Here is a 23,383-nt window from a genome sequence, read left to right as displayed (position 1 = left end):
GGTAATTTGGGGCAGAAAGTTATTTAACTAAAATAAGTGGCAGAGATTTTTCTCTCTGCCCTTTTTATTACTTCGTCGCGCTGAATATGGCTTTGCCGATGCGGGCAATGGCGTCATTACTTTGCGCCATTGTCGCTTTAGTATCCGTTATATAAATAGATACAATACGAGGCGCGCCTTTTTTCGGCCAGACAATACTGATAATCGAACGCGAACCATAATCGCCCGCCCCGGTTTTATCGCCAATCACCCAGCCTTTTGGCAACGTGGAACGCAGCAGCGCATCGGCGACTTTATCCTCTTTCATCCACTGCACCAGTTGCGCGCGCGAACGCGGCGTTAATAGCTCGCCGAGCGCCAGCTTTTGCAGCGTGTGGCTGACAGCCAGCGGCGTGGTGGTATCGCGCAAATCGCCCGGCACGGCGCTGTTGAGTTCAGGTTCGCCGCGATCGAGCCGCGTGACACTGTCACCGGAATCAGCAAAGAAACGCGTCACCGCTGCCGGTCCGCCCAGTTTTTTCGCCAGCAGATTTGCCGCCGTGTTGTCACTTTCAGTGATTGCCGCGCTGCACAGTTGCTGCCAGCTCATCGAAGCAGGCGCAACAAACTTGCTGGTCACCGGCGACCAGGTCACCAGCTCGCTTTGCGCAAACTGAGTGGTCTCATTTAACGCCAGTTCGCCTTTGTCGACCTTGCTCAGCACCGCGCCGCACAGCAGCGCTTTGTGGGTGCTGTTAAGCGGAAAACGCTCATCGCCGCGGTAGCTCACCGTCTCACCGCTGGCGGTATCCACTACCGCAATGCCGATGCGTGCGCCTAAGTGTTCTTCCTGCAGGCGAGCCACCGCCGTCAGCGTGGCGTTATCAATATTGGCGGCGCTGGCGGCAAACGCGCTCAATAACAGTAAAGAACAGATTGATTTCACTGGGAAAAACATAGGTATAATCCTTGTTCAGACAGAGCAACATCACAAGTGGGCATCATGTATAACACCGCGTTAGTGTACAGAAGTTTCGGCGAACCGCAGACTGTTCTGCAAGCTGAAACCACCGCGCTGGCACCGCTTCCGGCAGGACAGGTTCGCGTAAAAATGCGCTTTGCGCCGGTGAATGCCTCAGATGTGATCCCGGTCACCGGCGCCTACAGCCACCGCATCACCCTGCCCGCCGTCGCGGGTTATGAAGGCGTGGGCGTGGTAACAGAAACGTCCGGGTCAGACGCGCATCTGCTGGGCAAACGTGTGTTGCCGCTGCGCGGCCAGGGCACCTGGCAGCAGTATGTTGATTGCCCGGCGGAGCTGGTTGTGCCGGTGCCGGATGATATTGACGATACGCTCGCCGCCCGCGCCTACATTAATCCGCTGGCCGCGCAGATGATGCTGGAACGTTACCCGGCTCACGGCCAACATGTGCTGGTCACCGCGGCGGGTTCTGACTGCGCCGGTTACCTTGCGCAGTGGGCCAGGCTTCAGGGGGCGAAAAGCGTGACCGGTATTTATCGTTCCGCCATTCATGCCAGCCGCCTGGCGGCCTGCGGCGTGATACCGCTGGCCGATACGGACAGCACCGCCATCAAACGGGCGGCGGAGAAAGCCAGCGTTATCTATGACGCCACCGGCGGCACACTGGCAGAAACGCTGCTGCAATCAATGCCGAAAACGGGGCAATTTATCAGCTACGGTTTGCTCTCCGGGCAGCCATTCAGCATCCGCCAGCGTTTACCCGCGGTCCACTGGTTCCATGTGCGTAACTATCTCGACGCGATGACGGCAGATAGCTGGCAGCAGGCGTTTTGCACACTCTGGCAGCGGCTGCGCATAACGCCCGTGAGCGAGGTCACGCTGACAGATTTTCAGCAGTGGCGGCAGGCTATCACGCTGTACCAGACGCCAGGCCGGATAGCCAAACCGCTGTTGTCGTTTTAATCCCGGTCGGCGGAATACGCCACATCGCGCTGGCGCTCAATTTCCGCTAATCGGGCGCGGAGCGAGGCCACCAGGTGCTCCCAGGCAAGGCTGCCCAGTGGCACCCGGAACGGTGGCGCGGGGGCATCTGCCGCTGCGATAATTGCATCAACTGTGCGCTGCGCATCGCCTTTTATGTCAAAACTGCCGTTGGCGATCCCCCGGCGCACCTCGCCCGCAGGCGTATCGTCATAGACGGCGAGCGGCGTGGCGTGATCGAGCCCGGCACCGAAGCCGGTTTGCGTTGGGCCGGGTTCGGCAATCACAATATCGACACCAAACGGTTTCACCTCCTGCGCCACCGATTCCAGAAAACCTTCAATACCCCACTTACTGGCGTGGTAAAGGCTGAAATTGGGGTACGCCACCTGGCCGCCTTCCGAAGAGACCTGCACAATCCGCCCGCCGCGCTGCGCGCGCAGCCACGGCAATACGGCACGCACTAACTGAATGGAGCCGGTAAGATTGGTAGCGATCTGCCGCTCAATTTGCGCATCGCTGACCTCTTCTGCCGCGCCAAACAAGCCGTAGCCGGCGTTGCTTACCACCCGTTCAATCACACCAAAAGTGGTAAACGCGGCGTCCACCTCGCGGCGCAGCGCCGCGCTGTCGGTCATATCAAAACAACTGACATGCAGCCGCGACGCATATTGCGCCTGTAATGCATTCAGCGCGTCCGCGCGCCGTACGCAGGCCACCACGCGGTCGCCGCGCGCCAGCAGCGTTTGCGTCATCAATAATCCCAGCCCGGACGAAGCGCCGGTAATCAGCCATGTCGTCATAAATACCTCCACATGTTTCCGGTGAGTGGATAGCGTAAGCAACCGGCACTGCTATGATAAGACGCACCAATCGGCATGCAGCGGTGAAAAATACTCAACAATGAAAAATGTCACTCTCGCAGATTTAAAAGCGTTCCTGCTGGTCGCGCAGCACCGCAGCTTTCAACAAGCCGCCAATGAACTGGGGGTGTCCCGCTCCTCGCTGAGCCACGCCATGCGCGGGCTGGAAAGCCAGCTTGGCGTGCGCCTGTTACATCGTACAACACGCAGTGTTTCGCTGACGGAAGAAGGCGCGGCGTTGTTGCAGCGTATTGATCCCCTGCTCAACCAGTTAGATATGGCGCTGGATGCCACCCGCTTTCGCCCGCAGGAGCTGCACGGCACGCTGCGCATTAACGCCAATGAAGGTGGCGCGCGCTGGCTGCTGGCGCACGTGGTTGACGGTTTTTTACAGGCGCACCCGCAGGTGGTGCTGGATATTGTCACCGAAGGACGGCTGGTGGATATCGTCGCCGAAGGGTTTGATGCGGGCGTACGACTGGCGGAGTCCGTACCGCTCGATATGATTGCGGTACCGTTCGGCGGGCCGATCCGCTTTATCGCCATCGCCTCGCCGCAGTATCTGCACAGCGCGGGTATACCGCAAAGCCCGGCAGATCTTTTGCGCCACCGCTGTATCGCCCAGCGTTTGCCGAGCGGCAAACGCTATCGCTGGGAGTTTGTGCAACATGGCAAGCCGCTGACGCTCAACGTGCCCGGCAATTTATGTCTTGATAACAGCGCGCTGATGGTCGAGGCGGTGGTAAAAGGCTTCGGCATTGCTTATGTCCCCGAACCCTATGCCCGCGAGGCGATCAACAACGGGCTGGCACAACAGGTGTTGTCGCCGTTCAGCCCGCCGATTGCTGGTTTATGTCTCTATTATTCCGGTCACCGGCAAATACCGGCGACCTTAAAGGCGTTTATCGCCGCCATCCGTGAGGCCAACGAAGCCGTGCTGTAACGTTCAGTCGTTAATTAACTGTCCGGTGTGCAGATCCAGGCGGAAATCGCACCTGCCGTCCGGCGGATCCCAGTCGCCGGAGCCATATACCACACCATCAATGCAGTCACTTATGCCGTTTTTACAGTGAGCCTGGTTAGGCTACGCTTTGACGGTGAAAACGGATAACCCGGAGAGAGAATGCTGATTGCCCAACTGAGCGATATTCATGCCGCGCCGGATAATGACAACCTGCAGCGCCTGCACCGCGCCATCGACTGGTTGCTTGAGCTTAAACCCGATCTGCTGGTGGTGAGCGGTGATTTAACCGATGACGGCTGGGGGGCAGGCTATCGCGCCATTGACCACGCATTACAGCGCCTGGCGTGCCGCTCGCTGATCCTGCCCGGCAATGCCGATGATAAAACCGTGATGTGTGACAATCTGGCCGCTTTTGCTCACCGATCTGCGCATGACGCGCTGCATTTTCATGAGCACATGAATAACGTGCCGGTGGTTGGCGTGGATGTGACCGTAACCGGTGAAAGCCGGGGCGATATCCGCCCACATCTGCACTGGCTGGAAGCGGCGCTGCGCGCGCAGCCGCAACCGGCGATGGTCTTTTTGCACCAGCACCTTTTCCCGAGCGGCATTGCCCCGCTGGATAACGCCATGTGTGATGGCGGCGAGGCACTGGCGCAACTGCTGGCGCGCTTACCGCATCCGCCGCTGGCGCTGTGCGCCGGCCACGTCCACCGCGCGATGTCCGCCACATTTGCCGGTATCCCGGCGTACCTTTGCGGCTCCATCTGCCCGGCGAACCCGCTGATGCTCAATGCTCAGCACATCCCGGCGGTAAGCGATCCACCTGCACTTCTCATTCACGAACTGCGCGGTGATACCCGCGTTAGCCATTTTGTCGCGCTGTAGCGGGTATCGCCCATGCGCCGGTTTTCCCTTCGCGCCGGGACGATGGTTTTCACGGCTCGCCTTCCCAGTAATCCACACCTGCACCGCGAAATTCGACGCGCCGGAAGTCATCCCGGCCGTTTGTACGTGCTCTCGCGAGGAATTTATCGGCGTCCGGGTATTCGCAGATTTCCGGGCTTTCCATAGTGCTAATCGAGATATAACGCAGCGGTTGTTCAGAGGTATTGATAATCTGGTGCGGCCACGCTTTTCCTGGCGGAATGCAGATAACATCCCCTTCCTGGATGGGCCGCTCTTCATCGCCGATGCGCAACGTACCGTTGCCGTTCAGCACAATAAACATCTCTTCCTGCGCGTGATGCAGATGAAACGGACAGGCACGTTTGCCCGGTGGCAAAATATCGATCGACGCGCCGAGTTTACTGGCGAGGGTGCCTTTGGTCAGCGAGCCGCCGAGTGATTCATACAACGGCGGGCGCACGAAGTTTTCCATTTCGATGTGGTTAAAATTGCGGATGACAAACGCAGGCGAGGTTTCGTCGTTCATAAACAGTTCCGGTAAAGAGTTCCTGTTTAGTATTGAAACGCCCGTTCGGCCTGTCAATTCGAGCTGACAATATAACGTTGCTGATCGCTAACTCAGGTAGGTTTTCGCGTTCATAAACAGTTCCAGTAAGGGGCTGATGTACCAGATTGAAACACCCCTTCTGGCTGTCAATTCATGGGGAAAATTAGCGTGGAAGATCCCACTTGCCATCGATAATGCGTGCGGGCGTGAAAATGTTCTCTGTGTTATTCGCCATACCGGCTACGGGTGTCTATCAGCCCGGTAGCGACGCCACCGGGCTTCAGCACCTTACTCTCCCGCCAGCCGCTGATAACGGGCAAAACGCTGCTTCGCATCCTGTTCAGTTTGTGCAAATAGCTGTTCGGACAGTGATGGCGAGATGCGCTCGAGCGAGGCATAGCGCACTTCGCCGAGCAGAAACTCGCGAAAATCCTCTTCCGGCTCGTCGGAGTCGAGAATAAACGGGTTTTTCCCTTTTTCCAGCAGTTGCGGATTATGGCGCCATAAATGCCAGTAACCCGCGTCGACCGCCCGTTTCGCCTCGCGCATACTGCATCCCATACCGGTTTTCAGGCCGTGGTTAATGCACGCGGCATAGGCAATCACCAGCGACGGTCCGGGCCAGGCTTCCGCCTCGGCAATCGCCCGCAATGTCTGGGCTTTATCGGCACCCATCGCCACCTGCGCGACATACACATTGCCGTAGTTAACCGCCATCATGCCGAGATCTTTTTTGCGCGTCCGCTTGCCTTCAGCGGCAAATCGGGCGATGGCCGCCGCAGGGGTTGATTTTGACGACTGCCCGCCGGTATTGGAGTAAACCTCGGTATCAAACACCAGAATATTAACGTCCTCGCCGGAGGCCAGCACATGATCCAGCCCGCCGAAGCCAATGTCATACGCCCAGCCGTCGCCGCCAAAAATCCACTGCGATCGCTTGGCGAAATAGTCGCGGTTTTGATACAGCCGGTTGAGCAGCGGGTCATCGCCCTTCTGCTGTTCAAGTAACGCGCTGAGCTGCCCGGCGCGCGCCTGTGTCCCGTCGCCGAGATCTTTATGCTCCAGCCACTGGCGCAGCGCCTGCTCAAGGTCTGCGCCAAGCGGTAATTCCAGCGCTTTTCGCGCATCGCTGGCGATCTGTTCGCGTAATGCGCGACCGCCCAGCATCATGCCAAGGCCATACTCGGCGTTATCTTCAAACAACGAGTTCGCCCACGCCGGCCCCTGGCCTTTATGGTTTGTCGTCCACGGAATGGACGGCGCGCTGGCCCCCCAGATTGACGAACAGCCTGTGGCATTGGCGATCATCATGCGGTCGCCAAACAGTTGCGTGACCAGCCGCGCATACGGCGTCTCTCCGCACCCGGCACACGCGCCGGAAAACTCCAGCAGCGGTGTTTCAAACTGGCTGCCTTTAACGGTCGTTTTGCTGAAGGGATTGGCTTTAGGCGATAGACCTACCGCATGAACCCAGACAGGAACCATCGCCCGCTGGCTCTCCAGCGGTTGCATGGTCAGCGCCTTGCCTTTCGCCGGGCAGATATCCGCACAGTTACCGCACCCGGAACAATCCAGCGGCGAAATCGCCAGATGGTATTCATACCCTTTCGCCCCTTGCGCCGGTTTGCTCAACAGCGCAGGCGGCGCGGCTTGCCGCTCGGCCTCATCCAGCAGCGCCGGGCGCACCGCCGCATGCGGGCAAATAAACGCACATTGATTGCACTGGGTGCAGCCTTCAGGGTTCCAGACCGGCACCTGCAGGGCGATACCGCGTTTCTCCCAGGCGGCGGTGCCGGGTGGGAACGAGCCATCTTCCCGGCCCATAAAGGCGCTGACCGGCAGTTTGTCGCCGCACTGGCGATTCATTGGCTCAAGAATATTGCGAATAAAGTCCGGCATCAGGCGCGTATCCTCACTGGCATTATCTTCCAGCCATGCCCAGCGCTCCGGCACCATCACTTCCTGCAGCGCCTCCATGCCAAGATCGATAGCGGCATTGTTCATATCCACCACTTTCTGCCCTTTCCGCCCGTAAGATTTCTCAACGGCCTGCTTCAGATAACGCGACGCCGTTTGGGGTTCGATAATGCCCGCCAGTTTAAAAAACGCCGCCTGCATCAGCATATTAAAACGCCCGCCCAACCCCAGCCTGCGGGCGATGTCCACCGCGTTGAGGGTATAAAAGCGCACGCTCTGGCGCGCAATGTAGCGCTTCATCGCGTTGGGCAGCCGCGCCTCCAGCTCTTCGCCAAACCAGGTACAGTTGAGCAGAAAAGTCCCGCCGGGGTTTAACCCTTCCAGCAGATCATATTTATCGACATACGATTGCTGCGAGCAGGCAATAAAGTCGGCTTTATTAATCAGATAGGGCGAGGTGATGGGCCGTTCGCCAAAACGCAGATGCGACACGGTAATGCCGCCCGATTTTTTCGAGTCATAGGCAAAATAGGCTTGCGCATACATCGGCGTGTTGTCACCGATGATCTTAATCGCGCTTTTGTTGGCGCTGACAGTGCCATCCGATCCCAGCCCCCAGAATTTACAGGCGGTGATCCCCTCGCGTGAAACCTGCACGTCCCAGGCAGGCACCGGCAGCGAAGTGTGGGTGATGTCGTCAAAAATACCCAGCGTAAAGCCATCTTTTGGCAGCGGTTTTTTCAGGTTTTCAAACACCGAGACAATATCTCCCGGCAGCACATCTTTACCGCCCAGCCCGTAGCGACCGCCGACAATTACCGGCGCGTTATCGTGGTGGTAAAAGGCATTTTTCACATCCAGACATAACGGCTCGGCCTGCGCACCCGGCTCTTTGGTGCGATCGAGCACCGCGATGCGTTTCACGCTGGACGGGATCCGGGCAAAGAAATGCGCCAGCGAAAACGGGCGAAACAGATGCACCGTCAGCAGGCCGACTTTTTCACCGCTATCGCAAAGGGCGTCCACGACATCCGAAATGGTGTCGCACACCGACCCCATCGCCACAATGATTTGTTCGGCATCCTGGGCGCCGTAGTAATCAAACAAATGGTATTCGCGCCCGGTGAGGGTAAAGATTTCCGCCATATAGTTTTCGACAATTTCCGGCAAGGCATCGTAATAGCGATTAGCTGCTTCGCGCGCCTGAAAGTAGATATCCGGGTTTTGCGCCGTTCCGCGGATCACCGGATGCTCCGGGTTCAGCGCATTGCGGCGAAAGCGGTTCAGCGCATCGTTATCCAGCAGCGGCGCGAGTTCGTCATACTCCAGCACCTCGATTTTCTGGATCTCGTGCGAAGTACGAAACCCGTCAAAAAAGTTGATAAACGGCACACGACCTTTGATTGCCGACAGATGCGCCACCGCCGAGAGATCCATTACCTGCTGGACATTGCTCTCGGCCAGCATCGCGCAGCCGCACTGGCGCACCGCCATCACATCCTGATGATCGCCAAAAATGTTCAGCGAATTTGTCGCCAGCGCCCTCGCGCTCACGTGAAACACGCCGGGTAGCAGTTCACCGGCGATTTTGTACAAGTTAGGGATCATCAATAACAATCCCTGCGACGCGGTGTAGGTGGTGGTGAGCGCTCCGGCCTGAAGCGCGCCGTGGACCGCGCCAGCCGCCCCCGCTTCCGACTGCATCTCCATTAAACGCACCGGCTGGCCAAACAGGTTTTTTTTGCCCGCCGCAGCCCATTCATCGACGTTTTCCGCCATCGGCGTGGAGGGCGTAATCGGGTAAATCGCCGCGACATCAGTAAAGGCATAGGAGATCCAGGCTGCCGCTGCGTTGCCATCCATCGTTTTCATCTTTCCGGACATTGCTCGTTCCTCGGTTCTTAGAGGTGGTGATGCCCTGGCTATTGCACAGCCTGTGCCATCTCGGTTATTTCAGTGAATACAAGCAATTAGTCACCGGGGCTGGAAATGGATTGCGTGGAATAAGACAGTGGACGCGACAGCTTGTTGAACTGCCGACAAAGTGTCACGCCGTGGCGGGCGGCCACGACCGCAAACAGAATTGTGCTGTTTCGTACAATTGGTCAGATGATTGTGAACTCTTTGTTCCTTCCCTCTTCTACGTCAAAATATAAAATCAATACAAATCAATAAATTAATCACTCTGGCATGGCTGGTATGTTCCCTGCACAAGGAAGTGTGGCAAACACATAACCAACAGGAGAAACACCATGACCATGCGTCAATGCGCCATTTACGGCAAAGGTGGGATCGGCAAATCGACCACCACACAGAACCTGGTCGCCGCGCTGGCGGAGATGGGTAAAAAAGTAATGATTGTCGGCTGCGACCCGAAAGCCGACTCCACGCGTTTGATCCTGCATGCGAAAGCGCAGAACACCATTATGGAGATGGCTGCTGAAGTTGGCTCCGTGGAAGACCTGGAATTAGAAGACGTGCTGCAAATCGGTTACGGCGGCGTGCGCTGCGCAGAATCCGGCGGCCCGGAGCCAGGCGTGGGTTGTGCCGGTCGCGGGGTGATCACCGCGATTAACTTCCTCGAAGAAGAAGGCGCTTACGTGCCGGATCTCGATTTTGTTTTCTACGACGTGCTGGGCGATGTGGTATGCGGTGGTTTCGCCATGCCGATTCGTGAAAACAAAGCGCAGGAGATCTACATCGTTTGCTCTGGCGAAATGATGGCGATGTACGCTGCCAATAACATCTCCAAAGGCATCGTGAAGTATGCCAAATCCGGCAAAGTGCGCCTCGGCGGGCTGATTTGTAACTCGCGCCAGACCGACCGTGAAGATGAGCTCATCATTGCGCTGGCAGAAAAACTCGGCACGCAAATGATCCACTTTGTTCCCCGCGACAACATTGTGCAGCGTGCGGAAATCCGCCGTATGACGGTTATCGAATATGACCCGACCTGCAATCAGGCGAATGAATATCGCAGCCTTGCCAGCAAAATCGTCAACAACACCAAAATGGTGGTGCCAACCCCCTGCACCATGGATGAGCTGGAAGCGCTGCTGATGGAGTTCGGCATTATGGATGTGGAAGACACCAGCATCATTGGTAAAACCGCCGCCGAAGAAAACGCCGTCTGATCACAGGAGCACACCCATGAGTAATGCAACAGGCGAACGTAACCTGGAGATAATCGAGCAGGTGCTGGAGGTTTTCCCGGAGAAGACGCGCAAAGAACGCAGAAAACACATGATGGTGACAGACCCGGAGCAGGAAAGCGTCGGTAAGTGCATCATCTCTAACCGCAAATCGCAGCCGGGCGTGATGACCGTGCGCGGCTGCTCGTATGCCGGATCGAAAGGGGTGGTATTTGGGCCAATCAAGGATATGGCGCATATCTCCCACGGTCCGATCGGTTGCGGGCAGTACTCCCGCGCCGGGCGACGGAACTACTACACCGGCGTCAGCGGCGTGGACAGCTTCGGCACGCTCAACTTCACTTCCGATTTTCAGGAGCGCGACATCGTGTTTGGCGGCGACAAAAAGCTCGCCAAACTGATTGAAGAGCTGGAAGTGCTGTTCCCGCTGACCAAAGGCATTTCGATTCAGTCGGAATGCCCGGTCGGCCTGATTGGCGATGACATTGAGGCCGTCGCGAACGCCAGTCGTAAAGCCATCAACAAACCGGTTATTCCGGTGCGGTGCGAAGGCTTTCGCGGCGTGTCGCAATCCCTCGGTCACCATATTGCCAACGATGTGATCCGCGACTGGGTGCTGGAAAACCGCGAAGGTAAACCGTTCGAATCCACTCCTTACGATGTGGCGATCATCGGCGATTACAACATCGGCGGCGATGCCTGGGCTTCGCGCATTTTGCTCGAAGAGATGGGCTTGCGGGTGGTGGCGCAGTGGTCCGGCGACGGTACGCTAGTGGAGATGGAAAACACGCCGTTCGTCAAACTGAACCTGGTGCACTGCTACCGCTCAATGAATTACATCTCGCGCCATATGGAGGAGAAGCACGGTATTCCGTGGATGGAATACAACTTCTTTGGCCCGACGAAAATTGCGGAATCGCTGCGCAAAATCGCCGACCAGTTTGACGACACCATTCGCGCCAACGCCGAAGCGGTGATCGCCAGATACCAGGCGCAGAACGACGCCATTATCGCCAAATATCGCCCACGTCTGGAGGGTCGCAAGGTGCTGCTTTATATGGGCGGGTTGCGTCCGCGCCATGTGATTGGCGCCTATGAAGACCTGGGAATGGAGATCATCGCAGCCGGTTATGAGTTCGCTCATAACGATGATTACGACCGCACCCTGCCGGATCTGAAAGAGGGCACGCTGCTGTTTGATGATGCCAGCAGCTATGAGCTGGAGGCGTTCGTCAACGCGCTGAAACCGGATCTCATCGGTTCCGGCATCAAAGAGAAGTACATCTTTCAGAAAATGGGCGTGCCGTTTCGCCAGATGCACTCCTGGGATTACTCCGGCCCGTACCACGGCTATGACGGCTTCGCCATCTTCGCCCGCGATATGGATATGACGCTCAACAACCCCGCGTGGGGCCAGTTGACCGCGCCGTGGCTGAAATCCGCCTGATTTTTATCCTGTTATCCCGTTTGTTCACCGATTTGTGGCGCGGGAGGAGAACACCATGAGCCAGACTGCTGAGAAAATACAGAATTGCCATCCCCTGTTTGAACAGGATGCTTACCAGACGTTATTTGCCGGTAAACGGGCACTCGAAGAGGCGCACTCGCCGGAGCGGGTGCAGGAAGTTTTTCAATGGACCACCACCCCGGAATACGAAGCGCTGAACTTCAAACGCGAAGCGCTGACTATCGACCCGGCAAAAGCCTGCCAGCCGCTGGGCGCGGTGCTCTGTTCGCTGGGGTTTGCCAACACCCTGCCATATGTGCACGGTTCACAGGGTTGCGTGGCCTATTTCCGTACGTACTTTAACCGCCACTTCAAAGAACCGGTGGCCTGCGTGTCGGATTCAATGACGGAAGACGCGGCCGTGTTCGGCGGGAATAACAACCTCAATACCGGGCTACAAAACGCCAGCGCGCTGTATAAACCGGAGATTATCGCCGTCTCTACCACCTGTATGGCGGAGGTAATCGGCGATGACTTGCAGGCTTTTATCGCCAACGCTAAAAAAGATGGTTTTCTTGATGCCGCCATCCCCGTGCCCTACGCGCACACCCCCAGTTTTATCGGCAGCCATATCACCGGCTGGGACAACATGTTTGAAGGTTTTGCCCGTACCTTTACGGCAGACCATCAGGCACAGCCCGGGAAACTTTCACGCATCAACCTGGTGACCGGGTTTGAAACCTATCTCGGTAATTTCCGCGTGCTGAAACGCATGATGGCGCAAATGGAGGTGCAGGCGAGTGTGCTCTCCGATCCATCAGAAGTGCTGGATACCCCTGCCAACGGGCATTACCAGATGTACGCGGGCGGGACGACGCAGCAAGAGATGCGCGAGGCGCCGGACGCTATCGACACGCTGCTGCTGCAACCCTGGCAACTGGTGAAAAGCAAAAAAGTGGTACAGGAGATGTGGAATCAGCCCGCCACCGAGGTTTCTGTTCCCGTTGGGCTGGCAGGAACGGATGAACTATTGATGGCGATCAGTCAGTTAACCGGCAAGGCCATTCCCGATTCGCTGGCGCTGGAGCGCGGGCGGCTGGTCGATATGATGCTCGACTCCCACACCTGGCTGCACGGTAAAAAATTCGGTCTGTTTGGCGACCCGGATTTTGTCATGGGATTGACCCGTTTCCTGCTGGAGCTGGGCTGCGAACCGACCGTTATCCTCTGCCATAACGGTAACAAGCGCTGGCAGAAAGCGATGAAGAAAATGCTCGACGCCTCACCGTACGGCCAGGAGAGCGAAGTATTTATCAACTGCGATTTGTGGCATTTCCGCTCGCTGATGTTTACCCGCCAGCCGGACTTTATGATTGGCAACTCGTACGGCAAGTTTATTCAGCGCGACACCTTAGCCAAGGGTGAACAGTTTGAAGTTCCGCTGATCCGCCTCGGTTTTCCCCTGTTCGACCGCCACCATCTGCACCGCCAGACCACCTGGGGTTATGAGGGCGCCATGAGCATTCTCACTACCCTTGTGAATGCGGTACTGGAGAAAGTGGACAAAGAGACCATCAAGCTCGGCAAAACCGACTACAGCTTCGATCTTATCCGTTAACCATCACACGCCCCGCGCCACGCGGGGCCAGGGAGGCTCTATGCCGGTCATTATTCTTCGCCAGCGCGGCGCGGATCTCTATTGCTATATCGCGAAACAGGATCTGGAAGCCCGCGTGTTACAGGTTGAACACGACACGCCGGAACACTGGGGCGGCGCGCTTGAACTTGAAGGTGGACGCCGTTATTACGTCAATCTGCAACCCGGCCGCCCGGCTTTTCCGCTCAGCCTGCGCGCCACCCGCGACGCGCAGGCATAAGGAGGTGAGCAATGTCCGACAACGATACGCTGTTCTGGCGGATGCTGGCGCTGTTTCAGTGCCTGCCGGAGCTGCAACCCGCGCAAATCATGGCCTGGCTCACCCACAGTTGTGAGGACGTGCTGACACCCGACGGGCTGGCAGCACTCGAATTACCGCAACTGGAAGCCCGGTTTCCGTATGCGGAAGCCCTGATGTCCAGTGGCCGCTGGGCGCGGGTTAAAGCCTGTCTGCGCGGCGAACTGCCCGCGCATTTGCAGGTGCAGGAAGCCCAAAGCCGCCGTCCGCAATTGGTTGTCGCCTTCTGCTCACAGGATGGACTCACCATCAATGGTCATTTCGGCCAGGGGCGACTTTTCTTTATTTACGGGTTTGATGACCAGGGCGGCTGGCTACATGATTTGCGCCGCTACCCTTCTCACCCGCAAAACCAGGAACCGAATGAAATCCGCGCGCAGTTACTCCACGACTGCCATTTGCTGTTTTGTGAAGCGATCGGCGGCCCGGCAGCCGCACGGTTGATTCGTCATAATATTCACCCGATGAAAGTATCCCCGGGCAATACCATTTTGTCCCAGTGCGCCGCTATCCAGAACCTGCTGGCCGGGCCGTTACCGCCGTGGCTGGCGAAACGGCTGGAACGCGCTAATCCGCTGGAAGCGCGGGTGTTTTAAACCGCCCCCTGATGGGGGCATTTTTTGGCGTGGGCATTGCGCCAATTGTCTGTTTTGTCACAAAGCGCACAACACTTTTCCCTTAAAAATCAATCACTCTTTTCTGGCTTGCGATTTGCACCATTAACGCTAACCCAACCAGAAAATGAGGTGATGATGAAGGGGAACGACATCCTGGCCCTGCTCGATGAACCGGCCTGCGAGCATAACCATAAACAGAAATCCGGCTGTAGCGCGCCCAAACCCGGTGCGACTGCCGGAGGCTGCGCCTTCGACGGCGCACAGATCACCCTGCTGCCACTTTCCGATGTGGCGCATCTGGTACATGGCCCGATTGGCTGCGCCGGTAGCTCATGGGATAACCGCGGCAGCCTGAGTTCCGGCCCGCGCATTAACCGGCTCGGATTCACCACCGATTTGAACGAGCAGGATGTCATCATGGGGCGTGGCGAGCGGCGGCTGTTTCACGCGGTGCGCCATATTGTCGACCGTTATCACCCGGCGGCGGTATTTATTTACAACACCTGCGTTCCGGCAATGGAAGGCGATGATATTGAAGCCGTCTGCCAGGCCGCAGCGACCGCCACCGGTGTGCCCGTGATTGCAGTAGATGTGGCCGGTTTTTACGGTAGCAAAAACCTGGGGAACCGCCTGGCGGGCGAGGTGATGGTGAAAAAAGTCATTGGCGGGCGCGAACCCGCGCCGTGGCCGGACAATACGCCTTTTGCCCCGGCGCACCGTCATGACATTGGCCTGATTGGCGAATTTAATATCGCCGGCGAGTTCTGGCATATCCAGCCGCTGCTTGATGAGCTGGGGATTCGCGTCCTGGGCTCCCTGTCCGGCGACGGGCGCTTTGCCGAGATCCAGACGCTGCACCGCGCGCAGGTCAATATGCTGGTTTGCTCCAGAGCGCTGATTAATGTCGCCAGATCGCTGGAGCAACGTTACGGCACGCCGTGGTTTGAAGGCAGTTTTTATGGCGTTCGCGCCACTTCTGATGCCCTGCGCCAGCTGGCAACGCTCACCGGCGATAGCGATTTAATGGCGCGCACCGAACAGCTAATCACGCGTGAAGAACACGCCGCAGAGCAGGCGCTGGCACCGCTGCGCGAACGTTTACGCGGCAGGAAAGTGCTGCTCTATACCGGTGGCGTTAAATCCTGGTCGGTGGTTTCGGCACTGCAGGATCTCGGCATGACGGTTGTGGCTACCGGAACGCGCAAATCCACCGAAGAGGATAAACAGCGCATCCGTGAACTGATGGGCGATGACGCCATCATGCTGGATGAAGGCAATGCCCGCGCCCTGCTGGATGTGGTTTATCGCTGCAAAGCCGACATGATGATCGCAGGCGGTCGCAACATGTACACCGCTTATAAAGCGCGTCTGCCCTTTCTTGATATCAACCAGGAGCGTGAACACGCGTTTGCCGGTTACCGCGGCATCATTACGCTTGCCGAACAACTTTGTCAGACCCTGGAAAGCCCGGTCTGGCCGCAAACGCATGCCCGCGCGCCGTGGCAATAAGGAGCGTTCAATGGCCGAAATTCTTCGCAGTAAAAAACCGCTGGCGGTCAGCCCGATAAAAAGCGGCCAGCCGCTGGGGGCGATCCTCGCAAGCCTGGGGTTCGAACAGTGCATACCGCTGGTACACGGCGCCCAGGGCTGTAGCGCCTTCGCAAAGGTGTTCTTTATTCAACATTTTCACGACCCGATCCCGCTGCAATCGACGGCGATGGACCCGACGTCCACCATTATGGGTGCCGATGAAAACATTTTTACCGCGCTCAATGTTCTCTGTCAGCGCAATGCAGCGAAAGCCATTGTGCTGCTCAGTACCGGCCTTTCAGAAGCCCAGGGCAGCGATATTTCGCGGGTGGTACGCCAGTTTCGTGATGATTTTCCCCGGCATAAAGGCGTTGCGCTGCTCACCGTCAACACCCCGGACTTTTACGGCTCGCTGGAAAACGGCTACAGCGCCGTGCTGGAAAGCATGATTGAACAGTGGGTGCCTGCGCAGCCCGCCGCCAGCCTGCGCAACCGCCGCGTCAACCTGCTGGTCAGCCATTTACTGACGCCGGGCGATATCGAACTGTTGCGCAGTTACGTTGAAGCCTTCGGACTGCAACCGGTAATTGTGCCGGATCTGTCGCTGTCGCTGGACGGACATCTGGCAAACGGTGATTTTTCGCCTGTTACCCAGGGGGGAACATCGCTGCGCATGATTGAACAGATGGGGCAAAACCTGGCCACCTTTGTGATTGGCAACTCGCTGGGTCGTGCGGCGGCGTTACTGGCGCAGCGCAGCCGTGGCGAGGTGATCGCCCTGCCGCATCTGATGACGCTTGCAGCCTGCGACACGTTTATTCATCGACTGAAAACCCTCTCCGGGCGCGACGTCCCCGCGTGGATTGAGCGTCAGCGCGGGCAAGTGCAGGATGCGATGATCGATTGCCATATGTGGTTGCAGGGCGCGGCTATCGCGATGGCAGCAGAAGGCGATCACCTGGCGGCATGGTGCGATTTCGCCCGCAGCCAGGGCATGCTCCCCGGCCCGATTGTCGCGCCGGTCAGCCAGCCGGGGTTGCAAAATCTGCCGGTGGAAACCGTGGTCATCGGCGATCTGGAAGATATGCAGGATCAGCTTTGCGCGACGCCCGCCGCGTTACTGGTAGCTAATTCTCATGCCTCCGATCTCGCCGCGCAGTTTGATCTGTCGCTTATCCGCGCCGGGTTCCCGGTGTATGACCGGCTGGGAGAATTTCGTCGCCTGCGCCAGGGGTATAGCGGCATTCGTGACACGCTGTTTGAGCTGGCGAATGTGATGCGCGAACGCCACCACCCGCTTGCAACCTACCGCTCGCCGCTGCGCCAGCACGTCGACAACAACGTTACGCCTGGAGATCTGTATGCCGCATGTTAATCGTCAGTTCAGCACCATTTGCCAGGGCGAATGGTCAATGAAAGTCGCCTTTGCCAGTTCGGATTATCACCACGTGGATCAACACTTTGGCGCCACGCCCAAATTAGTGATTTATGGCGTGAAAGAGCACGAGGTCACGCTGTTGCGGGTGGTGGATTTTTCTGTGCTCGCCGGACACCAGCAAGAGAAGCTCGATTGTCGCATTCACGCGCTGGAAGATTGCGTCACGCTCTACTGCGTGGCGATTGGCGAAGCGGTTTTTCGCCAGCTTTTGCAAATCGGCGTACGCGCGGTTCGCGTGCCGCACGCGACTACCATTGCCGGGCTGTTGCAGGAAATTCAGCACTACTGGTATGACAAAGAGCAGCGTAAAAGCGCCCGCAATCCGCAACGCTTCGCCCGCATGCTCCAGGAACAAACCTGGCAGGAAGAGGATGAGCGTTAGCCACACGCCGTGTCGGTTGTGTGACAAAGCCAACATAAAATCGCGACACAGCACCGGGTTTTATGTTGGCACATTAACTTACTCCCTTGAAATGCAACGCTTTTCCTTTCTGGTATTGCTTTTGCTTGATTGTCATCACCCGCCGTTGATTGAGGCGGTGAAATGCGCCACGGCGCTTTCCGTCATCTCTCCTGGGAGCCAGGCACATGTGGAATTACTCCGAGAAAGTGAAAGATCATTTTTTTAATCCCCGTAACGCGCGGGTGGTGGAAAACGCCAACGCCGTGGGCGATGTGGGCTCGTTAAGCTGTGGCGATGCGCTGCGGCTGATGCTACGCGTGGATCCGCAAAGTGAAACCATCCTTGAAGCCGGGTTTCAGACGTTTGGCTGCGGCAGCGCGATTGCCTCCTCTTCCGCGCTCACCGAGCTGATTATTGGCCGCACGCTGGCGCAGGCCGAGCAGGTGACCAACCAGCAGATTGCGGACTACCTTGATGGCCTGCCGCCGCAAAAAATGCATTGCTCGGTGATGGGTCAGGAGGCGCTGCGGGCGGCGATTGCCCACTACCGTGGCGAAACGCTGATCGATGAGCACGAAGAAGGCGCGCTGATTTGCAAATGCTTCGGCGTCGATGAAGGGCAAATTCGCCGGGCGGTGCTGAGTAACGGGCTGACCACCCTTGAAGAGGTGATCAACTACACCAAAGCGGGCGGCGGCTGCACCGCGTGCCATGAAAAAATTGAACTGGCGCTGGCCGATATTCTTGCCCGGCACCCGCAGACCGCCACTGCCGTCACTGCGGAGAAAGATCCGCACTGGCAGGAGGTCGTCGATGCGATCACTGAATTACGTCCGCATATCCAGGCCGATGGCGGCGATATGTCGCTGCTTAGCGTCAACAATCACACCGTAACCGTCAGCCTTTCCGGCAGTTGCAGCGGCTGCATGATGACCGACATGACGCTCGCCTGGCTCCAGCAAAAACTGATGGAGCGTACCGGCTGTTATATGGACGTCGTGGCCGCCTGAGCCACCACTTGTCAACCGATGGGGGAGAAAATATGAAGCAGGTCTATCTGGACAATAACGCCACCACCCGTATCGACCCGATGGTGCTGGAAGCGATGATGCCATTCTTAACTGAACATTACGGCAACCCGTCGTCGATTCACGACTTTGGCACCCCCTCCCGCGCCGCGCTTGAACGCGCCCGCCAGCAAGTCGCCGCGCTGCTGGGGGCCGATCACAGTAGCGAAATCATTTTCACCTCCTGCGCGACCGAGGCCACCAGCACCGCACTGCACGCCTGCGTTGAGCTGATGCCGGAGCGCCGGGAGATTATTACCACCGCCGTTGAACACCCGGCCACTCTCGCCGTGTGCGAACATCTGGAACGCCAGGGCTACCTTATCCATCGTATTGGCGTTAATGCCAGCGGCGCAGTGGATATGGAACAGTATCGGCACGCGCTGAGCACGCGTGTGGCGGCGGTCAGCGTAATGTGGGCGAATAATGAAACCGGGGTGCTGTTTCCGGTGATCGAAATGGCCGCTATGGCGCAGGAATATGGCGCGCTGTTTCACTGCGACGCGGTACAAGTGGTGGGTAAAATCCCGCTGGATATCGCCCGCACGCAGATCGATATGCTCTCCTGCTCGGCGCATAAACTGCACGGGCCAAAAGGTGTGGGTTGCCTCTATTTGCGCCGTGGCACCCGCTTTCGTCCACTGCTGCGCGGTGGGCATCAGGAGCGCGGTCGCCGCGCCGGTACGGAGAATATCGCCGGGATTGTCGGCATGGGTGCGGCATGCGAACTGGCGCAGATACACCTGCCCGGTAGCGCGGGCATCGCCAGCCTGCGCGATCGCCTGCAAGACGAACTGGTGAAACAGGTGCCCTCAGTGATGGTGATGGGCGGTGATCAACCCCGCGTTCCCGGCACGGCGAACCTGGCGTTCGAATTTATCGAAGGGGAAGCCATTTTACTGCTTCTCAACCAGGCGGGAATCGCCGCCTCCAGCGGCAGCGCCTGCACCTCCGGCTCGCTGGAACCGTCGCATGTGATGCGGGCGATGAACATTCCCTACACGGCGGCGCATGGCAGTATCCGTTTTTCACTCTCGCGCTATACGCGGGAAAAGGAGATCGACTATGTGATCGAGACGCTGCCAGCCATTATTACCCGTCTACGCGCGCTTTCTCCCTACTGGCAGGATGGTTCTGCCCCCGCTACCTTTGCGCCGGTTTACGGCTAAGGCGGCAACATGTCCAGGGTTGTGATCAATGACACTACGCTGCGCGATGGCGAACAGAGCCCCGGCGTCGCCTTTTGCACCAGCGAGAAAATCGCCATTGCCGAAGCGCTGTTTGCCGCCGGGGTGACCGCGCTGGAAGTCGGCACCCCGGCGATGGGCCGCGAAGAACGCCAGCGGATGCGACAAGTTCGCCAGCAACTGCCTGACGCCACGCTCATGGCCTGGTGTCGCATGAATACCGATGAAATCAGCCAGAGCGCCGATCTCGGCATGAACTGGGTGGATATCTCACTACCGGCTTCTGACAAACTGCGCCAGTACAAATTGCGCGAACCGCTGCCGGTCGTGCTGGATAAGCTGGCCACGCTGATTGCGCAGGCGCGACAGCAGGGATTGCAGGTCTGTATTGGTTGCGAAGACGCATCCCGCGCCAGCGATCGGACATTAGCGGAGATTGCCCACGTCGCCCGCAGCGCAGGCGTACAGCGGTTGCGTTTTGCCGATACCCTTGGCCTGCTCGACCCTTTCACCACCGCTCAGCGTATCAGCGCGCTGCGTCAAAGCTGGCCCGGTGAAATCGAAATGCACGCCCATAACGATCTCGGTATGGCGACCGCCAATACGCTGGCGGCGGTTCGCGCCGGAGCAACCAGTGTGAATACGACCGTGCTGGGCCTTGGCGAACGCGCCGGAAACGCCGCGCTGGAAACCGTCGCGCTCGGTCTGAGCCGCTGTCTGGGTCTGGATAGCGGCGTGGATTTCACGCAATTACCGATGCTCTGCCAGCAGGTCGCCGATGCCGCCCGGCGTCCCATTGACCCACAGCAACCGCTGGTTGGCGCGCAGGTATTTACCCATGAATCCGGCGTGCATGTCGCCGCCCTGCTGCGCGATCGCGAAAGCTACCAGGCCATTGATCCGGCGCTGATCGGCCGCGAATACCGGCTGGTGCTCGGTAAGCACTCCGGTCGCCAGGCCGTGGAAGGTGTGTTTACCCGCCTGGGCTATCACCTTAATGCCCTGCAAGTCGACCTGCTGCTGCCCGCCATTCGCCGCGTGGCGGAAAACAGCAAACGCACGCCGCAAGACGATGAACTGATTGCGCTTTACACCACCTTGTGTGGGTCAGGCGCCGCACACCTGGCGAGGGGTTAAAGATGGAATGGTTTTATCAGATCCCCGGCGTGGCTGAACTCGACAGCGCCGAGTCCTTTTTTACCTTTTTCTCTGTGCCTTATGAACCGCTCACGCTGCGCCGTTGCTGCCTGCCGGTACTGCGCGAATTTCACCAGCGCCTGCGTGATCATGTGCCGCTGCGTAATCTGCTTGAAGCGACTCCCCGCGAGCCCTGGCTTCTGGCGCGCAGGCTGCTGGCGGAAAGCTACGAACACTGTACAACGGAGCCGACATCATGAAACCAAAGTATGCGTTCGGTGAGGAAGTTCGCGTTAGCCGCGCGATCCGCAACGATGGCACCATGCCGGGTTACCGGCGCGGCGATTTGCTGGTGCGTCGGGGCAGTACGGGTTTTGTCCGTGAATGGGGCACGTTCCTGATGGAAAAAGTGATTTATCAAATCCACTTTCCCGATTGCGGTTTGATTGTGGGCTGCCGTGAGCAGGAACTGCTGCCGCTTTCCGCCCCCTGGCATGCCGGGCAGTTTCAGTATGGCGATACCGTCGCCTGCCGCCACGCGCTGGCCATCGGCGATAACATCGTGGTGGCCGCCGGAGAACAAGGCCAGATCGCCGCCACGGGCCAGGGAGACACCGTGGAGAGTTACACTGTCACCTTTTCCGGGCGCTGGTTTCAGGTTCCCGCCCGCGCCATGATTTTGCTGGAGACACCACAATGATGCCGTGGGAGCGTTTCGCCCGCCGACGGCTGGCGCTGACCCGCTGGCACTGCGAGCCGGAAAACATCCCGGCGTCACACCAGCAGGCATTTGACCGCGCCTGGGCGCGCCAGCGCCAGCTCGAACTGGCAGTAGTTGCCATTGCGCGCGACACAAGCGTTACTGACGAGCTGCGTAATGCCGTGGCCGCATCGCTGGCGCCGCAGCTCGATGAGTGCCCTTTTTCCTCAGCCGAGCGCCAGGCGGTGATTGCGCATCATGCCCGTCTGGAAACGCAGTTTGCTGAGGTTGCACGCACAGCCCCCCTCCCGGACGAGGCCAGCGTCCTGCGCTGGTATCAGCAGCATCAGGCACAATTTATGCGCCCGGAACAGCGCTTAACCTCGCACCTGCTGCTGACCACAGAGCAAAACCACGCCGGGATAAGAACACAGATCACCCGGTTTTATCAGCAAATCCGTGACCACCGCGCCGCCTTTCCCCGCCTGGCAGCGCGCCATTCGCACTGCCCCAGCGCGCTGGAAGGGGGGCGTCTGGGCTGGGTAAGCCGTGGCCTGCTCTTTCCGGAACTGGAAAACGCGCTGTTTGCGCTGCAAACAGATGAGGTCAGCCAGCCGGTCGAAACGGCGCTGGGCTGGCATTTGTTATGGTGTGAACAGATCCGCCAACCGGCGCTGATGGCGAAGGCAGACGCGCTGGCGAAAGCGCGGGAGTATTTGTTCCGTCAGTCCCAACAGCAGTGGCAACGCCAGTGGCTGGCGTCATTATTACAGGCGCGCTGAAAAGCCCGGTGATCGGTTATCCGCCGGGCTTCAGACATTAGAGGATCAGCGGCTTGAGCGTCTCCAGCCACGCCTCGATACGTTCATCGGTCAGGTCGTACTGGTTGTCCTGATCCAGTACCAGACCAATAAAGTTATCCGCCTCAAGCGCGGACGATGAACCAAAGGTATACCCCTCATTGGGCCAGTGGCCGACCATCTGCGCCCCGCAGCGTTTCAGCGTGTCATATAACGGGCGCAGACCGCTGGCGAAATTATCCGGGTAACCCACCTGATCGCCCAGCCCAAACAACGCCACCGTTTTACCACGCAGGCTATCGCCCTGCAGTTGGGTGACAAATTCACTCCACGACGCATCCTCGCAACCGGCAGCCAGCCCCGGCAGTTGCCCGTCGCCGAGCGTCGGGGTGCCTAATACCAGCACCGGATACGAGAGAAAAGTCGCTAAATCGGTTCGGTTGATATTGACCGGCGCATCCGCCAGCCCGCCCAGTTTCTGGTGGATCTGTTTGGCGATTTTGCGGGTCTTGCCGGTGTCGGTGCCGAAAAAAATACCAATATTTGCCATAACACACGCTCCTGTTGAAAAAGAGATCCCGCCGGGAAATGCGGTGAACGTGTCTGATATTGCGAAGAGTGTGCCAGTTTTGGTGACGGGCAAAACCTGCACCACAATGGTTATTAATGCACCAGTCTGGCGCTTTTTTTCCTTCGACCTCCCCTCGCAGACGCCCGCCTGGCGCGGCTTTGGCGATGATAGCGCGCATAATACCGATCTGGATCAAGGTTTTGTCAGGTTAGCGGCCAAAAGGTGCACTCTTTGCAT

General features: G+C 58.2%; 22 protein-coding genes. 17 read left to right on the top strand and 5 right to left on the bottom strand.

The window, feature by feature from the left end; translation table 11 throughout:
• Positions 1-67: 67 nt before the first annotated feature.
• Positions 68-937 carry a class A beta-lactamase gene (bla, locus tag RT644_RS01640; RefSeq protein ID WP_313625242.1) on the bottom strand — a complete coding sequence of 290 codons (870 nt, stop codon included), beginning with the start codon at positions 935-937 and terminating at the stop codon, positions 68-70.
• A 45-nt stretch (positions 938-982) separates the two neighbouring features.
• Between bla and RT644_RS01635 the strand changes: the two genes are divergently transcribed.
• On the top strand, positions 983-1,924 hold the full coding sequence (locus tag RT644_RS01635; RefSeq protein WP_097406774.1) for a zinc-dependent alcohol dehydrogenase family protein: 942 nt from the start codon (positions 983-985) through the stop codon (positions 1,922-1,924).
• Here RT644_RS01635 and RT644_RS01630 read toward each other — a convergent pair.
• A complete protein-coding gene (locus tag RT644_RS01630) occupies positions 1,921-2,745 on the bottom strand; it encodes an SDR family oxidoreductase (protein WP_313625239.1) in 825 nt (274 codons plus the stop codon). The two genes, RT644_RS01635 and RT644_RS01630, sit on opposite strands and share 4 nt — an antisense overlap.
• Positions 2,746-2,845: 100 nt before the next feature.
• Here RT644_RS01630 and RT644_RS01625 point away from each other — a divergent pair, with 100 nt between their 5' ends.
• Complete coding sequence (locus tag RT644_RS01625) at positions 2,846-3,748, top strand: LysR family transcriptional regulator (protein WP_097406775.1); 903 nt, start codon at positions 2,846-2,848, stop codon at positions 3,746-3,748.
• A gap of 180 nt (positions 3,749-3,928) precedes the next feature.
• Positions 3,929-4,657 carry a metallophosphoesterase gene (locus RT644_RS01620; protein ID WP_313625237.1) on the top strand — a complete coding sequence of 243 codons (729 nt, stop codon included), beginning with the start codon at positions 3,929-3,931 and terminating at the stop codon, positions 4,655-4,657.
• A gap of 49 nt (positions 4,658-4,706) precedes the next feature.
• Here RT644_RS01620 and RT644_RS01615 read toward each other — a convergent pair whose 3' ends face one another.
• Both RT644_RS01615 and nifJ read right to left on the bottom strand, forming a co-directional pair.
• Positions 4,707-5,204, bottom strand: coding sequence for a cupin domain-containing protein (locus RT644_RS01615; protein ID WP_016496127.1), 498 nt, complete (start codon positions 5,202-5,204; stop codon positions 4,707-4,709).
• A gap of 309 nt (positions 5,205-5,513) precedes the next feature.
• Complete coding sequence (gene nifJ / locus RT644_RS01610) at positions 5,514-9,026, bottom strand: pyruvate:ferredoxin (flavodoxin) oxidoreductase (RefSeq protein WP_313625234.1); 3,513 nt, start codon at positions 9,024-9,026, stop codon at positions 5,514-5,516.
• A 368-nt stretch (positions 9,027-9,394) separates the two neighbouring features.
• Here nifJ and nifH point away from each other — a divergent pair, with 368 nt between their 5' ends.
• The 14 genes from nifH to nifM all read left to right on the top strand — a co-directional run bounded on the left by nifH (position 9,395) and on the right by nifM (position 22,557).
• A complete protein-coding gene (gene nifH / locus RT644_RS01605) occupies positions 9,395-10,276 on the top strand; it encodes a nitrogenase iron protein (RefSeq protein ID WP_016496129.1) in 882 nt (293 codons plus the stop codon).
• 16 nt (positions 10,277-10,292) lie between these two features.
• Positions 10,293-11,741 (top strand): nitrogenase molybdenum-iron protein alpha chain, encoded by a 1,449-nt coding sequence (nifD, locus tag RT644_RS01600; RefSeq protein ID WP_016496130.1) that lies wholly within the window; start codon positions 10,293-10,295, stop codon positions 11,739-11,741.
• A gap of 55 nt (positions 11,742-11,796) precedes the next feature.
• Positions 11,797-13,359: a nitrogenase molybdenum-iron protein subunit beta gene (gene nifK, locus RT644_RS01595; protein ID WP_045508505.1), complete on the top strand. Its 1,563-nt coding sequence runs from the start codon at positions 11,797-11,799 to the stop codon at positions 13,357-13,359.
• A gap of 40 nt (positions 13,360-13,399) precedes the next feature.
• The gene (nifT, locus tag RT644_RS01590; protein ID WP_016496132.1) at positions 13,400-13,618 is read left to right on the top strand and encodes a putative nitrogen fixation protein NifT; all 219 of its coding nucleotides are present in this window, start codon (positions 13,400-13,402) and stop codon (positions 13,616-13,618) included.
• Between the two features lie 11 nt (positions 13,619-13,629).
• Positions 13,630-14,292, top strand: a complete 663-nt coding sequence (locus RT644_RS01585; RefSeq protein WP_313625230.1) for a NifB/NifX family molybdenum-iron cluster-binding protein — start codon at positions 13,630-13,632, stop codon at positions 14,290-14,292.
• Positions 14,293-14,448: 156 nt separating this feature from the next.
• Positions 14,449-15,822, top strand: a complete 1,374-nt coding sequence (nifE, locus tag RT644_RS01580) for a nitrogenase iron-molybdenum cofactor biosynthesis protein NifE (protein ID WP_016496134.1) — start codon at positions 14,449-14,451, stop codon at positions 15,820-15,822.
• 10 nt (positions 15,823-15,832) lie between these two features.
• A complete protein-coding gene (gene nifN, locus RT644_RS01575) occupies positions 15,833-17,218 on the top strand; it encodes a nitrogenase iron-molybdenum cofactor biosynthesis protein NifN (protein ID WP_313625228.1) in 1,386 nt (461 codons plus the stop codon).
• Positions 17,205-17,663, top strand: a complete 459-nt coding sequence (locus RT644_RS01570) for a NifB/NifX family molybdenum-iron cluster-binding protein (protein ID WP_016496136.1) — start codon at positions 17,205-17,207, stop codon at positions 17,661-17,663. The genes nifN and RT644_RS01570 overlap by 14 nt, the downstream gene beginning before the upstream one ends.
• A gap of 206 nt (positions 17,664-17,869) precedes the next feature.
• Entirely contained in the window at positions 17,870-18,694 is an 825-nt protein-coding gene (gene nifU, locus RT644_RS01565) for a Fe-S cluster assembly protein NifU (RefSeq protein ID WP_313625225.1), read from the top strand.
• A gap of 32 nt (positions 18,695-18,726) precedes the next feature.
• Complete coding sequence (gene nifS / locus RT644_RS01560) at positions 18,727-19,920, top strand: cysteine desulfurase NifS (RefSeq protein WP_313625223.1); 1,194 nt, start codon at positions 18,727-18,729, stop codon at positions 19,918-19,920.
• Between the two features lie 9 nt (positions 19,921-19,929).
• Positions 19,930-21,075, top strand: a complete 1,146-nt coding sequence (nifV, locus tag RT644_RS01555) for a homocitrate synthase (RefSeq protein WP_313625221.1) — start codon at positions 19,930-19,932, stop codon at positions 21,073-21,075.
• A gap of 2 nt (positions 21,076-21,077) precedes the next feature.
• Positions 21,078-21,335 (top strand): nitrogenase-stabilizing/protective protein NifW, encoded by a 258-nt coding sequence (locus tag RT644_RS01550; RefSeq protein WP_269230939.1) that lies wholly within the window; start codon positions 21,078-21,080, stop codon positions 21,333-21,335.
• Positions 21,332-21,775, top strand: a complete 444-nt coding sequence (locus RT644_RS01545; protein WP_313625218.1) for a nitrogen fixation protein NifZ — start codon at positions 21,332-21,334, stop codon at positions 21,773-21,775. Before RT644_RS01550 ends, RT644_RS01545 begins: the two co-directional genes overlap by 4 nt.
• Positions 21,772-22,557 carry a nitrogen fixation protein NifM gene (gene nifM / locus RT644_RS01540; RefSeq protein WP_313625216.1) on the top strand — a complete coding sequence of 262 codons (786 nt, stop codon included), beginning with the start codon at positions 21,772-21,774 and terminating at the stop codon, positions 22,555-22,557. Before RT644_RS01545 ends, nifM begins: the two co-directional genes overlap by 4 nt.
• Before the next feature lie 37 nt (positions 22,558-22,594).
• Here the strand turns inward: nifM and RT644_RS01535 are convergent, their stop codons facing one another.
• Positions 22,595-23,125: a flavodoxin gene (locus RT644_RS01535; protein WP_045508517.1), complete on the bottom strand. Its 531-nt coding sequence runs from the start codon at positions 23,123-23,125 to the stop codon at positions 22,595-22,597.
• Positions 23,126-23,383 lie beyond the last annotated feature (258 nt).

Origin of the sequence: Kosakonia sp., from assembly GCF_032104925.1 — a bacterium.
GTDB lineage: Bacteria > Pseudomonadota > Gammaproteobacteria > Enterobacterales > Enterobacteriaceae > Kosakonia.
The sequence above is the reverse complement of the archived record's forward strand: the minus strand, read 5'-3'. Positions and strand labels throughout refer to the sequence as shown.